The organism is Williamsia sp. SKLECPSW1, assembly GCF_054332755.1.
The window spans coordinates 2,795,070-2,811,861 of record NZ_JBTGLI010000001.1; the positions used below are offsets into that span (position 1 = coordinate 2,795,070).

General features: G+C 58.9%; 11 protein-coding genes. 9 read left to right on the top strand and 2 right to left on the bottom strand.

Annotated elements, in window-relative coordinates:
* Nucleotides 1–17 precede the first annotated feature (17 nt).
* The gene (locus tag ACXVUM_RS13160; protein ID WP_458522223.1) at nt 18–1,886 is read right to left on the bottom strand and encodes a DNA/RNA helicase domain-containing protein; all 1,869 of its coding nucleotides are present in this window, start codon (nt 1,884–1,886) and stop codon (nt 18–20) included.
* A gap of 705 nt (nt 1,887–2,591) precedes the next feature.
* Between ACXVUM_RS13160 and ACXVUM_RS13165 the strand changes: the two genes are divergently transcribed.
* Together ACXVUM_RS13165 and ACXVUM_RS13170 are read left to right on the top strand one after the other, a co-directional pair.
* On the top strand, nt 2,592–2,978 hold the full coding sequence (locus ACXVUM_RS13165; protein ID WP_458522224.1) for a very short patch repair endonuclease: 387 nt from the start codon (nt 2,592–2,594) through the stop codon (nt 2,976–2,978).
* 141 nt (nt 2,979–3,119) lie between these two features.
* Entirely contained in the window at nt 3,120–4,406 is a 1,287-nt protein-coding gene (locus tag ACXVUM_RS13170; RefSeq protein WP_458522225.1) for an ATP-binding protein, read from the top strand.
* Here ACXVUM_RS13170 and ACXVUM_RS13175 read toward each other — a convergent pair.
* Entirely contained in the window at nt 4,403–6,349 is a 1,947-nt protein-coding gene (locus tag ACXVUM_RS13175; protein ID WP_458522226.1) for a DNA cytosine methyltransferase, read from the bottom strand. The genes ACXVUM_RS13170 and ACXVUM_RS13175 overlap by 4 nt on opposite strands.
* A 317-nt stretch (nt 6,350–6,666) precedes the next feature.
* On the opposite strand from ACXVUM_RS13175, the gene ACXVUM_RS13180 reads away from it, so the two are divergent.
* From ACXVUM_RS13180 to ACXVUM_RS13210, 7 genes are all read left to right on the top strand, one after another.
* Complete coding sequence (locus ACXVUM_RS13180; protein WP_458522227.1) at nt 6,667–9,315, top strand: Z1 domain-containing protein; 2,649 nt, start codon at nt 6,667–6,669, stop codon at nt 9,313–9,315.
* Nucleotides 9,316–9,401: 86 nt separating this feature from the next.
* A complete protein-coding gene (locus ACXVUM_RS13185) occupies nt 9,402–10,301 on the top strand; it encodes a PD-(D/E)XK motif protein (protein WP_458522228.1) in 900 nt (299 codons plus the stop codon).
* A 493-nt stretch (nt 10,302–10,794) separates the two neighbouring features.
* A complete protein-coding gene (locus ACXVUM_RS13190; RefSeq protein WP_458522229.1) occupies nt 10,795–12,396 on the top strand; it encodes a hypothetical protein in 1,602 nt (533 codons plus the stop codon).
* Nucleotides 12,397–12,608: 212 nt separating this feature from the next.
* Nucleotides 12,609–13,301 (top strand): hypothetical protein, encoded by a 693-nt coding sequence (locus tag ACXVUM_RS13195; RefSeq protein ID WP_458522230.1) that lies wholly within the window; start codon nt 12,609–12,611, stop codon nt 13,299–13,301.
* A complete protein-coding gene (locus tag ACXVUM_RS13200) occupies nt 13,298–14,032 on the top strand; it encodes a hypothetical protein (RefSeq protein ID WP_458522231.1) in 735 nt (244 codons plus the stop codon). Before ACXVUM_RS13195 ends, ACXVUM_RS13200 begins: the two co-directional genes overlap by 4 nt.
* Before the next feature lie 82 nt (nt 14,033–14,114).
* Nucleotides 14,115–14,639 (top strand): hypothetical protein, encoded by a 525-nt coding sequence (locus tag ACXVUM_RS13205; RefSeq protein ID WP_458522232.1) that lies wholly within the window; start codon nt 14,115–14,117, stop codon nt 14,637–14,639.
* Complete coding sequence (locus ACXVUM_RS13210) at nt 14,640–16,790, top strand: PD-(D/E)XK nuclease family protein (RefSeq protein WP_458522233.1); 2,151 nt, start codon at nt 14,640–14,642, stop codon at nt 16,788–16,790. It abuts the gene before it with no gap.
* Nucleotides 16,791–16,792 lie beyond the last annotated feature (2 nt).

The following is a 16,792-nucleotide window of genomic DNA, read 5'->3' on the forward strand; positions in this document are numbered from 1 at the left end:
AGCTACTGACAGCGGGCCTATTCAGTTGTGAGCTGATGCAGTGCTTCTCGAGTTCGAGGATCGGTGGCGTAGATGACGCACCCCTTCATCCCTCGTGTGAGCAGCACCTTGTAGACGTTGCGGACGAGTTGGTCGAACCGCGCGTCGGAAACTCGGGCAGGATTCTTGAAGTCTGGGTCGCGGTTGGCGCGACGTACCGAGACGAAGTGATCGTCACGCCAGACCAGATCGGGGCCGATGATGACGCCGCTCCAGTCGTACTCGAAGCCCTGCGCCGTGTAGATGCAACCGACCTGGTCGAAACCGCCGTCTTCGGTTGCCCAGAGCGGGGCTGGGGGCGCATCGCCGATCCTGCGATCGCTCTTGCTGTTCCACGGCCGCGCCCAGTCATCGATCACGACGTCGTCAACGAGGCTGCCGTCCTTGCGGGCGTCGCTCCACGGCCAGCAGTAGCCGGCCGTGATCCGCGCCGAGTCCCCGGTGTCCATCTTGGTCCGGAGAATCGCCTCCATCTCGGTAGGCGTGTCCGCGACCATCACGTCGAAGTAGTCGTCGCCCGTCCATGCCGACGGAGCCTGGTCGCGGAGTCCGAGCAGTCGGTTGACCCAGAAGACGTATTCCTCGCTCCCGCCGCACCGGAACTGCTCATCGAGGTGGACGTGGTGGGAGGTGATTCCCTGCGCCGACGCGTACTCCTCAATCTGCTGCCGGGTGCCCATCTCGCCGGGCCGCACCACCTGGTGCTCGTCGAGAAGGAATACTGGAACTCGGGCCGCGGCGATCAGTTCATCGATCTGAGGTCGACCAGTTCGCAGCTCGGCGCGTGTGTAGCGATCGACGGACGTCTCGCGGATGCGGTGGGCTTCATCGAGGATCAGCACGTCGAGGTCGTTGGCCTCCGCCGTCATGAACTGGTTGAAGTACTTGAACATCGCCTTGACCCGCGTGTTCCGGTGGCCGGCGACCTTGCGGAGTGTCTGCGTGAACGACCGCGAACCGGTCGCGTGCAGAACAGTTCGTCCTTCTCGGGAGAGTTCGCCCAGCAACGACAATGCGATCACGCTCTTGCCACTTCCCGGGCCGCCGGTCACAACGACGATCCGCTTGCTGTTGCCGGCGTGTGCCTGGCGGACGGCGTGGTGGACGGTCTGGACAGCGGCCTGCTGGTCGCCGAGCAGGTGGAAGCGCTCGCGATCGCGCACTTCATCGGCTGCCACCTTCAGTAGCTGCCGCGATGGTGCGATGGCAGAGCGGAGGAGGGTGTCGGCAGCCGCTGCTCCGGACGCTGGCGCGAGCCGAGTACGAAGGAAGTCGGTGAACTCGCCGCGATTCGCGGCCGTGAACAACCGTCCCGTCGTTGACACCGGCAACGCCGACAGGTCCGCGACAGCCGCGGTGTCGGTTGCGTTGTGCAGGTAGGCCGCGCCTGCGAGTGCGTCCGGTTGATCCGCAAAGGCCCGAACAAAGTCGGCGAGGTAGCTGCAATAGCCCTGAACCTGCCGGACCGGATGCAGCCGCGGACCGCCCCCCATCCCGGGAACCGTCACAAGCTCCGGGTCGCCCTCAAACATCGTCGCTGCCGACCATTGCTTGAGTTCGATGACGACGTAGGACGGCTGCCCGGTCGTTGGATGGGCGCCTGCAAGCACGACGTCGGCACGTTGCGATGTGAGGGGCAGGTGGTATTCCACGAGCATCTCGACGTCGCCGAGGCCTGCAGAACGCAGGTCGGACGCGATCGTCGGCAAACTTCGCCGCCATGACTGCTGCTCTGAGGGCGAGGCGCGGTGCCCGCGAGTGATGAGCATCTGTTCCAGCAGCTGCTCGACGAGCGAGTCCGGGTCAGCGACGCCGAGCTCTTCCGCAGTCTTGCGTAGCAGTGTCAAGAACCGTCCCCAAGGCAGCACGAAACAAGTCGTGCGGTGGGGGACATGTCCTCACGGGAAGTCCGTCGAGCCGCGCTATCAGGCTAGCGCCTGCCGTCGATGCCCAGTGGTTTGACACGTTGTGACCAGGTCGCGGGGATGCTGATGGACGAGAACCGATTGTGCTGCGCAATCTACTAATACATGCCGCTGATGACGGACTATAAGCATTCTTGGTAAACGACTAACTCTGAAAAAGCACTGCGGTAGGCTTCCTACCGGAAGATCGCGAGGATTTTACCCAGTCTAGACGGATTGGGACCGATGACGCAGACAACAAGCCGACGGGAACACGCGCTTGGTCTGACAGCAGGGAGCGGAACGTGGTGCCGGGCGCCGGACGGGCTGATCGGTTCCCGCCCGACCCTTGTCTCCGCTAATACCGTCTTGGCGCTCTATTTGGCTGACCGCGTATCTCGAGTGACTATCGCTCTCGCAATCCTATGAAGTCGAGTGGTACTCATTTACGCCAATTTACCTATCGAAAGAATTGGCAAGAAGTACTCCGACGTCGCTTAGGTTGCTGAACCTTCCTCCGCCACAGACTAATTTATCCTCTCCTCTCGTCGAACACGCAGTACACCATCAGGTAGTATAAGGAACTTGGAACCACGAAGCGAGCGTTTGAACCGCCCTGTCCCGTCGTCGGATGCGGTTCAAGCGCGTATGGCCCGCCAGAAGCGCCGCGATACAACTGCCGAAGTGGAGGTGCGGCGGGAACTGCATGCCCGCGGGCTGCGGTTTCGTGTTGACACTAAGGTTGAACCGGACCTGCGTACTCGTGGCGATATCGTTTGGCGGGGTATCAGATTGGTTGTTTTTATCGACGGGTGCTTCTGGCATAGTTGCCCCGAACACGGGACGCGACCACGCGCGAATGGGGCTTGGTGGGCCGCGAAGCTAGACGCGAACGTCGCGCGTGACCGCCGAACGGATGCTGCGCTGCAAGCGAGAGGCTGGACCGTACTCCGCTTCTGGGAGCATGAGGCCGCAACTCGTGTGGCGGATCTGATTGTAGAGACTCGGAATGTTGTTGACGGTATGCGTCAGTAGGAGGTGCATTCCGGACGTCGGTCCGATCGCGCCGCGGGCCTCGCCGGTCGGCCTTGCGCGATGTCAGCGCGCCTGGCGGAGCGTGTCGGACTGGCGTGATTGACTGGGCCAACCAGATCGACCACGTTAGGACTTGCAACCGTGTCACATCGCGTCATCAGTGCCACGCCTTCGGCAGCGCGGCTGACTATGTCACTGCGGGACATCGGCTACGACTTCGTTGGCGCTGTCGCAGACCTCATCGATAATTCGATCGCGGCGTCCGCTTCCGAGGTCAATATTGAGATCGTCTTTGACGGATCGGACTCGTCAGTTTTCATTGCAGACAACGGGACTGGCCTCACTGCGATAGAAGCAACCGAGGCGCTCCGATTTGGGACGCGCCGCAACTACGCGAAAGGCGATCTCGGCCGATACGGCTTAGGCCTAAAAACCGCGTCGCTCTCACAGGGTAGGCGGCTCACACTGGTTTCCCGAGCTTCGAGCCGCAAGCGGATTGTAAGACGCACGCTCGACCTCGACACCATAGAGCGATTTGATGACTGGGTCGTGGTCGAGGGTCCATCGGACACCTTTACTGATCGCGCCGAATCGCTTCTTGCCGGCGGTTCCGGAACTGTGGTGATCTGGCAGGATCTCGACCGTGTTCTGCCGCCCTCCGGCGCCACGGGGGGATGGGCAAAGCGTCGATTTGACACTCTGGTGAAAAAAACTCAGGAGCACATCGGAATGGTGTTCCACCGATTTCTCTCAGGAGAGAATGGCGCACCGCACTTAACGATTACAGTCAATGGAGAGAAGGTTGCGAGTTGGGATCCTTTCTTTCGGACCGAACCTGCAACCCAGCGCATGGATCGTTTGAATTTCGAGTTGCTTCATGAAGGCGGCTCGTCGGAGGTTTCACTGTCTAGATTCATCCTCCCAGGAAAGCGTACCTTCAGTTCCCCCGAGGGATTCGATTCTGCCGCTGGTCCGCTGAATTGGAACCGTCAGCAAGGTTTGTACATCTACAGGGAAAATAGACTCGTTCAGTGGGGGGGATGGGGTGGCACTCGCGGGATCGATGAACACACTAAACTGGCGAGGGCAAGTCTTGACTTCGACAACGATCTAGACGAAATCTTCAATATAAATGTGGCAAAGATGCGGGTTGCTATTCCGGGGCAGTTGAAGCAGATGCTCGAGCGGCCGATCAGTGAACTGTGCATCCTCGCGGATAGAACCTATCGGCGACAAAATGACGACGAAGGCCCAGTCCGAGACGACCCGTCCCCAAAAGGAGGGAGCTCGAGCGGCATTACGAATGCAGAAATTGCCTTGGCGCTAAAATCAGCTGCTGTCAGGACAGGGAACTACGAAGCCTTGAAACAGATCGTCGCGCTGCTGAGGGATGACGACAGCACGCTAGCTTCTAGAATCGGTTTCTAACTACGACCTGCGTATTCGCTGCAGCTAGCTTGCAGAGGGCAGCGTGCGCAACGCGGGTTGTCGATAAGGCATACGTCCGCTGCTAGAATAATCAATTTCAAATGAGCCCGCCTTGAAGATGGGCCGAGCCCAATCATCCTTGCGACCGCGAGTCGCCCGTCGGTTTGTCGGTTTCGCTTATCTGCGTCATTTCCGAGATAACGACTAGCAACCCGTAGAACGCCTTTCGTCACGAGTACTGGTTCCTCGCTTTGGACGCCTTCGTGTTGCAGTGGAGCTGCAAGCTCCAACAGGTCGGCGAGTGCCGAGCTAATCGCAGGTAGCTTTGCTCGGTTAACCGTAGGCGCCCAGAGCTCGAAAGGGCTCCGGCGCATTTGCTCGACGATTTCGAACAGTGTTTTCATCCGCGCACTTCTGCCAACCCCAGATACAAGTTCCGAAAGCAGGTTCAACTCCGACGTTGTTGGTAATTCACCGGGGTTTAGAGTGCGCTGGTCCTTCAGGACAGGCCAGATCGCACGCGAGACCCCTCTAGAGGCTCTGTCCAGAAGGGTTTCGGCCGCCGTGATTCTCCAGCGGTCTTCGGAGAGAATCCAAGGTACGGACTGTTCCTTAGCGGGCAGACCCGCCCATCTCGCCACTGCTGCGGACACCTCGCGCGTGTCGGGGCCGGCGGCCGCTGACTTACTAAGTGCGGATCGAATACCGCGGCCCAACGCCTCTCCAAGCAGTGGGGGAACGGCATTGCCGATCTGCTTGAATGCAGCGGAAGGTGGTCCCGCGAACCTGAAGTCGTCGGGAAACGATTGAACCCGTGCAGCCTCGCGCACAGTCAGCGTGCGTGGCTGTCGCGGATGAATATACCAGTAGCCGTCCTTAGCTATGTGCGCGGTGATCGTTCTGCATAGATCGTTCTCATCGAGCCTCTTGTACTTATCATCAAAGATATCTGAGCGATATCTCTGATGCTCTGCGGCAAGATCTGTGTACTTGGTCTTGTGCGTCATCGAGTCAAACGCAGCCCGGTCGTCTTCTCGCACTGGACGAGTAATGTGATCAAATACCTTGGCCGAATCAGCTGCTCCAATGTCGGCGCGCATTAAGGACTGATAAGCAGTGACGGGTCCTGCGTACTCTGACCAGCCCGAGGCGCCTCCCACGGGCCTCCAGCCGCCTTCAACGTCCGGCAGGTCACCTATTGCGTTCCACAAGGTCACGCGATTGGGCGACTCAGCCGGCCATTCGAACCGCCTCTTACCGCTCATCGCAACAATGATCAGTCGCTGCCGCATTTGCGGTACACCATAGCGCCACGTTTCCACCACTCGCGCTTCGACGGCGTAGCCTTCTTGTTCCAGTTCCTCGATTATGCTCCGAAAAATGAACATTTCCCGATCGAGAGCCATGTCAGGGACATTCTCCATGATGACCGCTTTGGGTTTCGCGAGCTGCACAACCTCAAGGAAAGAGCGCCATAGATCACGGCGTTCGTCATGTGGGTCTCGCACACCAGCTTGAACACGGTGACGAATCATCGAACGACCGGCCTTGGAGAATGGCTGACAGGGCGGACCTCCGGCTAATACTTCGATCCTATTCTTACGAATTTTTTGGGCCACTCTTTCGATCACATCGGGGTCGGAGAGGTCCGAGCCGAGTGACTGTCCCGCGAAGTGGTGGTGGTGGGTCTGAACCGAAAATTCATAGTGGTCTACGCCGAGAACAACGCGGTAGCCCACTCGTTCTAGTCCGAGGCTGATGCCGCCAGCGCCAGCGAACAGATCTGCGGCGAGTGGGTACCCTGACGACGTTAGCGACTCGCACAGCTCAGCAAGTTGCGCGTCGTCTTGGGCGGCCATGTGATGCGGTGGCAGTGTGACGACTGGGCCTCGGACCTGCTTGACGTTGTACGACACGCTCGGCGTCCGCTTCCTTGCATCCATGTCGCCGAGCTTAGGCGAGTGGTGCGACGGGCATCCCTAGGCTGTCGTCCAACTACACCGGTAGTCGTAGCTCGTGCAGCCTGCGCGGGCAGTTGGCGGTAAAAGTTGGCCATCTGACGTGTTCGGCGTTTAGGTCGTGAGACAGTAAGTCATCGCTTGTCCCTACGCGGTAGGTCGGGTTCTCCACCGAGGCATGGGCCTACGGGCGAACCTGCAGGTGGTCGCGCGCGGCTCGAACGTAACTTTACGGCAAAGGGCCTTAGGGCTGGGCGGTTCTGAGGTAGGTTCGGTTCGACGAAGTTTTTGAAACTGGAGTTATGGACACTGAATTCGCACGTCAGACCCTCATCGACCGCATGCGCCGTCACGGCGAAACGATTGACAAGGCCGCTGAGTCGATCTCGCGAGGCATGGGCGTCGCTCTATCTGAGCTGAAGCCGGCCGTTGAAAGCATAAGGCGTGAGGGAAGCCGAAACATGCTCTTAGATACGCCACCAGGCGTGTTCGCGGACGGACCGTCCCTCGAGGACGAGGCTCGGCTAGTCGGCTGGTACACGGGCCCAGAGGCCGGTGATGAAATTTGGCCACGCCTAAAGAAAAAACTCGACTCTGGAAGCATGCGCGATGTTGTCGATGAGATCGACAACGCTTCCACTAAGGTCGTGGCCCACTTGGCCGATCCGAACGTCAGAAATCTGTCGAAGCGCGGACTCGTACTAGGTTACGTCCAGTCAGGGAAGACCGCAAACTATACCGCAGTTATGGCGAAGGCGGCGGACGCAGGCTATTGTCTGTTTATCGTCCTGTCTGGTTTACACAACAATCTTCGTCGCCAGACTCAGGTACGGTTGAGCAAAGATATAATCGATGACGACTGGGTCCCGTTGACATCGGACACCGCCGACTTTGGGAATATAGTTAATGGTACCGCATTCTTGGGTAGAGGCGTTAAATCTATTGCGGTGGTGAAGAAGAATCCTGCCAGACTCAAGAAGCTGCGAAATTGGTTGCGTAATGTGCCGATTGATATCCGCCGGCGCACGCCCATTCTCTTGCTGGATGACGAAGCCGATCAGGCAACCCCAAATTCTGCCAGCAGTGCGGACCAGGTCACCAAAATCAACCAGCTCATAAAAGAAATTTGGGCGGAGATTCCCACAGGTACCTATGTCGGTTACACTGCCACTCCGTTTGCAAATATCTTCATGAACCCGAACGATGAAGAGGATCTGTATCCAGAAGACTTCATACTAGATCTGCCGCGACCGGCTGCCTATTTCGGTGCCGAACGTGTTTTTGGGCGAGAACCACAAGACGAGACCGATTCGCCAGACCCAGGCCTTGATGTAGTCCGAGACATCTCAGACGATGACGCTGCTGCGCTTCGGCCACCGTCTAATGCCGATGCGCGATCTACGTTCTCGCCGAAGCTGCCCAACAGCTTGGCGGACGCTACAGTTTGGTTCCTGTTAGCTACGGCAATCAGACGATGCAGGGGTCAATATGACGCTCATAGTTCGATGCTTGTCCACACCACTCATTATATTCATCCTCATTTCGCACTTCGCGACAGGATTGAAAGCCTGCTAAATACGCTCCGTGTCGAGGCGGCCGACGAAAATTCGACCCGTTTCAGGGAATCTTTCGACCACGAAGCGCTTCGAGCGCGAGAGATTGCCACCTTACCGCTGCCTCGCTGGGATGAAGTCGTGGAAGCTCTAACACGGGTTATACAAGACGTTCGAGTCGTAGTTGACAACGGTGCTTCTGACGATCGTCTAGATTATTCTGGGAAGTTGGCTGAGACAGTTATAGCAGTCGGCGGGGGCACCCTTTCTCGAGGCCTTACTCTTGAGGGGTTGGTGGTCTCCTACTTCACCAGAACTTCAAATACTTACGACACATTGCTTCAAATGGGGCGATGGTTTGGTTACCGACCCGGCTACGAAGACCTGCCGCGAGTTTGGATGCAACCAAGCCTTGCAGAGGAATTTAGGTTCCTCGCGCTCGTGGAACACGAGTTGCGTCAAGATATCCTAGATATGGAGAAACAGCAGCTCACGCCGCGCGAATTGGGTGTGCGTGTCCGCGCTCATCCTGGGAGATTAGCCATAGTCGCACGAAATAAGATGCGTTGGGCATCCATCGTCGAGATGAGCTACTCTGGCCAGCGTCTGCAGACTTTTATTTTCTCTGAGGCGGACCAAAATATTATCGAGCGTAATAGGCAAGCCGCCCTCCAATTCGTCGGCTCAGAGAGCGGTCTGTGGGTTCGCGACGAGAAGAATCGCCAGAGATGGGTCGCGCGTAACCTTCCAGCATCGAAGGTAACCAATTTACTCCGGCAGTACACGTTCCACGAAAACCAACTGGGGATGCGGGCCGACCACATGATCGGTTGGATTGAGAAGGTCGCCCAAAACTCGCAATGGAACGCTGTCGTGATTGGAAATTCTCGCCTTGGCGGAGAGGCGAGTCTCGAGTCAAGCGCTGATCTAGGCGTGCTTGGTCGAGTGCGTACTCTGAACCGCGCACCTCTCAAACACCCTCCGGCAGGGCAGGGGGTCGCCAACATAAAGGCTCTTATGTCGCACAATGACTGGTTTGCAGACATTGGTCGCGATGAGTTAAAGGGGGAGGACAGCTCGGCGACGCCGCGACAAATCCGACGAAAGTACTGCTCTGGGAACGGCTTGATCGCAATTTATCCGGTAGACCGGCGATCCCACCCAATGGGTACGGAGCAAACGGCTGGTAACAGGCGCAACATGGAAGCGCCAGATCACCTAATTGGTATTGGGATTATTTTTCCGGAAACGGACCGGCAGGGTTTCGCGTCCCCCGGTACCTACTATTCTGTTCGACCTGACTGGCAGTGGTCAGTCGACCCCGATGACGACCAGCTTCCTGACGATACGGAGGGCGACCTCAATTTGGATGGTGATCAGGTGGCGAATTCTATATGAGCGAATCTGTCGGGGATCACTTCGCCTTTCTTCGTGCGCAAGACTCGATAGTAGACGGTACGAAGTTGCTCACACGGTCGACTGGGATGAGCATCGCCGACGGGGAGGGTTTGGTCGGAATTGATTCGATCGGGCAGAAGCACCTACTGATTCCATCGGGAGGCGCTTCCGTGCCGACCGACGACACAAGCAACGGTGTGGCTTTGACGCCACGAATCCTTCGAGTAGGTCACGTCGACATAGCCTTTCTGGACCTGCATTGCAAAGTGCCATCCCTCGAACTGGTCTTTGATCGGTTGGTTGATGACGTTCTGGCGCGTATTCGCGAGAATTCGTCGACCCCGATAGCGACATGTGTCCAAGCTCTCGATGATTGGCGGACCATGTTGCGGCGCGCCACATCTGTGACCGAGGACGCAGTACTGGGTCTGACTGGTGAACTCGAGATTTTGGCGCTAGCTGCTGAACTCGACGCAGTGTCTGCGGCGAATGCATGGATCGGACCCAACGGTGGGATGCATGATTTCGTGACACCGAGCGGCGCCATCGAGGTTAAGACTACTGCAAGCCCCGACGCGTCTGCGATTCGTATATCTAGCCTTGATCAGTTGGACCCACCTGTGAGTGGAGTGCTAGTGCTAAGTCTCGTCCACGTTGCTCCCGACGTCAACGGACCGTCAATAGACGATCGAATCGATCGCGTTCTGGGGCTCGGCTTTCCTCGGCAAGAGTTATTGGAGCGGATTGCAAACGTGGGATACGTTTATGAGTCGCAGCCGCCATTCGATACTCGTTTTTCTCTGCGGTCAATAACGAGCTGGCTCGTAGGTGAAGAGTTTCCGGGGTTGCGCCGCTCGAAAATTGCGACCCGCGACTTAAAAGGTGTAAGTAGCGTCAAATACAACCTCGCGACTGGGTCGCTTCCAGAGTCGATGAAAGACATGTCATTCCAAGCCTTTTTAGAGAGTCTTTTCGCCAATGGGTGACAAAGATTTGGAGACCGCTTTGGCGCCGGTTCGCGCCTTCTTTTCTGGTCGGACAGTGTCGAAAAATACAGTTCTGGCTGCACATATGCGTGCTGCAGGCCTGCCGGTCTCCGGCGAACCGTGGTCGGCAGCGAAGGAGGCCTTGAAGGCGGGAGGTTCGTTCAAGCAAGCTGTGGAGGTAGCACGCGGAGGTCAAACCTCGTCGTCTCCCAAGACTAAGAGGCGTAGTCGGATGCACTCAACTGCGGCTATGAGAGACAGCTCCGCCGCACATGGGAGCATCGACGCAGTCGAGACAGGGCTTGTGCGGTACGCGAAGCCTTTTGGTCCAGGCGATCTCGATGGGTCCGGTGCACAACGATTGCTCGGTACGCCGAGCCTCGATCGAACTAATCTCCTAGTTCGTGAGACAGCACAGAACAGCTGGGATGCTGGAATCTCATCTGCTGTCATCGACTTCTCGATTGACCTCAGGACTCTAACATCTGATAGTGTGCAGATCCTGAAAGGCAAGGTTTTCACGGACAATAGCGAAATATCGGGTCTTCAACGATTGCTATCGAGAGACTCGATCCGTGTGGTCGAAATTGCGGATCGCGGCACTGTGGGTCTGAATGGCCCGATCAGGAATGATTTAGCGGTTGACCCGGGCTCCGACACAAACTTCATAGATTTGGTTTTTAACGTAGGCGCACCGCGCGATGTGCATTTGGGTGGCGGGACATACGGCTTTGGGAAGACTATAGCTTTCCTCGCGAGTCGAGTTGGCACCATCCTGCTATGGACGCGCTGTCAAGGCGCGCATGGTTTGGAATACAGACTGATTGGATCAGCCGTTGGGGACGGGTATTCTGATGGAGATCTCCGATACACGGGTCGTCACTGGTGGGGCGACACGTCCGGAGACGTTCCGATCCTGCCGCTTGTAGGAGAGTCGGCGCGGATTCTTGGGGAGGCGATCTTCGCCCTACCGTTCACCGGTTCTGACACCGGAACGTCCATTCTGATTCTCGACCCAGATCTAGACTATGAAGATGATCTTGACTTCGTCAGTGCGCTCAGCCAAGCAATTCGCTCCAATCTGTGGCCCAAGCTATTGAAGGAGCAGGATGGGATCCGTCAGATGCGAATCTCGTTGTTGCTCAACGGTTCTCCTCGTCAGATAGATTGGACCGCGCGCGATGAGCAATACTCTGCTTACGCGCACTGTCTTGCAGCCGTGAGGAAGGCTCAAGGCGACGTGCGCACCGACGGTAACCCGCCCTACGTGGTACATGTTTCAGAGATTCGGTCAGTCAGGCCCGGAAAGTTGCTCGGGCATCTGGCTCTTGTTCGTTTCCCGGTAACCGAGCAGAAGGATGGGCCTCTAAATTCTGTAGCTCTCATGCGAAATCAAGCAGAACTCGTAGTTCGGTATCTTGAACGCGGCATCTTGAGCGTAGACGGGTTTTGCTGGGCGGGTGTTTTCAAGCCGGTGAGCGCGGTCGATGACTCCTTTGCGATGGCCGAGCCGCCGGCGCATGATGACTGGATTTCCGCTGCTGTCAGCGATAAACGGCAACGGCGTGATGTGAACGTCGCGATGCGCGAAATAAGGTCTGCCGTAGACAAGTTCCTATTGCCGTCTCCGATACCGCTTGGGCCGAGTGGTGGGGTAATGCTTCCAACGGCCGCACTAGGCGACTCGTTGGCGGATTTAGTTGCCTCTTCTTTCTTGGATTCCTCGCCGGTTTCGACAACCTTCGGAGAAAGCACAAAGCGCAGGAGCAGTCGGTCTTCTACACGGGCCGGAATAGCTTTGTCACCTGTAGGGTTTCCGGAAAAGATCGAAGACGGGTGGATGGAGTCACGTGTTGAAGTCAAGCTAGTGAATGCGCCCCCAAAGGGCGCCGTGATCGCGATAGATGTTTCGGTTGGAATTGAAGGCGGTAGCTGGCACGACGAGAGTGCGGTGCGCGTGCTGGGGTGGGTAGTCGGTCCCTCCGAATACGAGGCGGGGTCGAGGAGCTTTGGTCCTACTGACATTGCGGAATTTGCCTTCTTGCACGAGGACGGTATCGCGATAGATGTAGTGCCAAAGATTGTCAGTATCTGATGGCTCGGCTTCGCATTTATCCACATAGGGTCGCTTCAAACACGTCGGTCCAGTGGACCGACCGTTGGTTGGAGGTCGGTGGCGTTTCGGTTGAGGATTCGGATGGACGCGTCTCGAACTGGGATTATCGCACTCCGCTAAAAGTTGGCTTCGTTCTGCGCGTAGACGCCGAATTATTTATAGCGGAAACGGGTTTGACTAGGGAGAGCGAGGTGCAAGCCGTCGTGCTAGTGGATTGCCCACACAGCGGACGTCGGTTTCTGTCGAGCCACACGTTTGTCGGTCTCGACCAGATGGATGGAAACCGACGCCTTGGGGTCAACCTGCCACTGGGTGAGGTCGCACAGTCCATCCGCATAAGTGGCCACTTGGTGGCTGGGGCCAGGACGGTATCTACCGGCAAATTTCAGTCCCCTGTGCATGGAGCGCGACTTCATTCGAGCGACACATCAAGGGTTGAGCTCGACGGCTTCATGGGACGGTTCCCAACGGAGGCCGCGCAGCTAGAGGAATTAGGCTTTGGAAACATCCCATGGATTTTGATAATGAATTTCTCGGAGTTAAACGAAAACTTTTTAAGCTCGGTGCGGCTCTTGATCAATCCTAATCACCCAGGGGGGATCGCAGCCCTAGACGTCGTGGAGGGCCGGCGGTTTCTACCCTTACTAAGGGCCGAGATCTTGCGATCGCTCATTTCGAAGATCGCGAATGAACACGGGGGTGATGGGTTTGACTTCGAGTCAGACATGGAATCGGTTGCGAATACCGTGAACTCGATGACTCAACTTGTTTTAGGGCAGAGTCTGGCCACGACTTGCAGGGTGTTCATCGAAGATCCGAATCGGTTCGAGCAACTGCTCGCGCAAGGTCTCGATCCCGTCCGTTCTCTAGTGGTGGAGCCTTGAAGCAATTCGTCTATCCGAGGCTTCCGATGGCGGCCGCGATCAAGCAGTTGGACGACGTTCGAGCCGCCTATAGGAGGGGGGGACTGGACGCGGTTGTTGCATTGGCGGGGCCGTCTCATCCCAAAGCTAGCCCTGTCCCGACGGGGGGCACGCCCGTCGATGAGGAACAGTGCCACAATCTGCGGGCAACTGTGCTATCACAAATTTCTCCTGCCGCAAAGCGTCTGGGTGACTCGGAATTGTCGGTCTCGGAGTTTGACCGCATTTTAGGTGGGATTCTTTACGATGAACTGAAAATCCTTCCGGCTGATGCGTCTTATGACGAGACATGGAGCTTCCTCAGTCTTTGCTTGTTTCCGGACATCTGTTGCCTGCGCTTTCCTGACATGCATGCGGATCGTTTTATGGGTAGTGCGAGAAATGCCCTTCGGCGAACGTGGATGCGACACGAGGTGTTGGGAGACCTTATTACAACAAGCGCTAACCCGCTCGGGGAAGACGAGCTGGTCGGCTTATTCGAGCGGACGTCGCTCGCCCGAAATCGGAATCTCCTTCGCGTATTGGCCACAGAGGTTATGGCGTATGAGGGCAAGGGTAGGTCGATTTGGGCAAGAAAACTCTATGTCCGTGCGACTTACTCGACAGGGTCGCGATTGCTAGACATTTTAGATGACAGCGAATTGGGAAAAATCGTGAAGGATGGTGCGTTACACATCTCGAAGGGTCGATGAAGATCGCTTCTCGATTTGATTGGTGCTGATGAGTTTAGCTCCTAGGACGTCACTCGTCCCCAGCAACGGAGCACGGAGAGACTTGGTTCTTGCGCTGTCTATTTCCAGCGGTGCGAACAACTTGGTCATTGCAGTTGCCGCATTTACGGCTAGGGCTGCTTCGAAGCGGCTTACGCATAGATCAGCGCTCTCTCGCGAGTTAGTTCGCACGGCGATCTACGACGAACTTGTTGTCAATCTATGGTCGCTCGAAGAGACTGCCGACCGGCCGAGCACGGCTGACACCCTTGCGTCGGCGTCGTGGGAGATCGCTCACTTGGACCGCTCGTCGATCTCGGCGCCGACGCCGCTGGTGGCGGAGCTGTTGCGGATTCACGACGCGGCGCTGGCGACGCTCGGGGACCGCTACTACACGCCGTTCGAGGCGCGCCGCGCGGCAATGGAGAACCTCGACTCGCTCGGTGGGGTGATCATCTACTGCCCGACGCCGCGAACACCGCAGGAGAAGGAGCTGCTCGAGGCGCTCGCGGCCCGGGGAACTGTTGTCGACCCGCCGGAGCCGGCGTTCGGGACGCAGGTCATCCACGCCTTCGACGCCGACGATTAGGTGCGTGCGGTCGCGCGGCTGGTTCGACAACACCTCGCCGACGGAACGCCCGGCAATCGCATCGGGATCCACTACGGGTCGAGCGAACCGTATCTGCGCCTGCTGCACGAGCACCTGACGGCAGCGGGCGTGGTGTTCAACGGGCCGGCCGCCGAAGGCTTTGCTGACCGGCCAATCGCGCGCACGCTCCGGACGCTGCCCAACTTCGATCCCGACGACATCCCGCGACGCGAACTGCTTGACGCACTGTCCCAAGGTGCGCTGTCCCGTCCGCCGCTGGCCTACGGCACAGTGGGTCAGCCGCTCATCGAACGGTTGACGCGCAAGACGGTGCCGGTCGTGCGGGGAGAGGACTGGGAGCGTCTGGCTCCCGGACGTGTCGAAGGCAGTCATGCTGCTACGGCCATCGCCGTCTACTCGTGGGTCACCGAGTTGCGTCGCCACCTTCGCGCGATCCACCGGTCCGCGGACTGGGCCGAGGTGTCCACCGCGCTGGCGGGCCTGATCGACGGGATGGTTCGACCGCCGACCAACGAGGGTGGCGCAGGAGATCTCGAGGCAATTCAATCCTTCACTGCCGACCTCACGCAGATCGAGGGCATCGCGCCAGCGCCGACTGCAGCGCGAATCGCAGACGCGATGGACACCCGCATCCGATCGCACATCGGGCGCGTCGGCAGCCGCAGCGTCGGTGTCAGCATCGAACCGCTCAGCGACGGCGTCGGCCGCGACCTCGACGTCAGCATCATCGTCGGAGCGGCCGAAGGGCTCATCCCGGCGCGCCGCACCCCGAACCCGCTGCTGCCGCCCGAGGTCACCGGCATCACGCCCGCCGACGACATCGCCTACCAGCGCGCCGTCTTCGAACGCACCCTCGCCGCCGGCGAGCACCACCGCGTGATCACCTTCCCCCGCGGCAGCCTCCGTGGAGGCGCCGAGAAGGTCCCGTCGCGGTGGCTGCTTCCCACGCTGGAGCACCTCGCCGGCCACCCGGTTGGCATCACCAGTTGGGGCGACGACACCCGCGGTGTCGACGCCATCGTCAGCGTCGAATCGTTCGACTCCGCAGTGCAATCCGTCGACCCGCGCCTCGGGACCAGCGCGGCGTCGGCCACCGAGTGGCGGCAGCGCGCGCTGGCCGTCGTCCCCGCACGCGAGCGCCGCGGCGTCCTCGACGACCCGATCGTCGCCCTCGGCATGGCCATGCGCAGCGACCGCCTCCACGGCCGGTTCACCCGCTTCAACGGCAACGTCTCCGGCGTCGCCGACCTCATCCGCGTCTTCGACGAGTCCATCGCCGCAACCACTCTCGAACGCTGGGTCGCGAGCCCCTACCGCTACTTCCTCACCGACATTCTCAGGGTGCGTGTCCTCGACGACCCCGACGCGGACCCGCAGATCGACGCGCTCACCAGCGGCAACGTCATCCACCGGACGCTGGAGAGCTACATCCAGGAGCGGATCGACGGCGACGGGCCGTCGCTGGATCGACTGCTGGCGTTGGCCGACGCAGAACTCGCCCGCGAGCGTGCGAACTCACCCGGGTGGCTGTCGCAGCTGTGGGACCGGGACCGCGCGCGCATCCGGGCTGACATCGAGGACTTCTACGAGCACGATTTCGCCGACCACGGCACCGGCTGGCGACCCCACGCCGTCGAGCACAAGTTCCACGGCGTCGAGCTCGTCCTGCCCGGAGCGCCCATCACACTGCTGGGATCCGTCGACCGAATTGATCTCCGTGACGGAGCAGCCCGCGTCACGGACTACAAGAGTGGCTCACCCAAGCCGTTCGGCGGGATCACCGACGGGACACCCACGGACGGGGGGACGAAGTTCCAGCTCCCGATCTACGCCCACGCCGCCCGCGAGTTCGGGGCTCCCGTTGACACGCGCTACTGGTTTGTCACCCGCAAGGGCGGCTATGCCGAGGTCGGATACCGCATCGACGGCGCGGTTCAGGACATCCTCGTCGAGGACCTCCGTCTGGTGTGCGACGCGATCCGCGCCGGGTACTTCCCGCCCAAACCTGTCGAGAATCATTGGGGGGACGAGCTGCTCGAGCTGATCGGAATCGCCGGCCTTCGCCGCAGCTGGACCAACCTCGACGACGTCGACGAGATCGCCGAGTACACGGCGAAGTACGGGAAGTGACG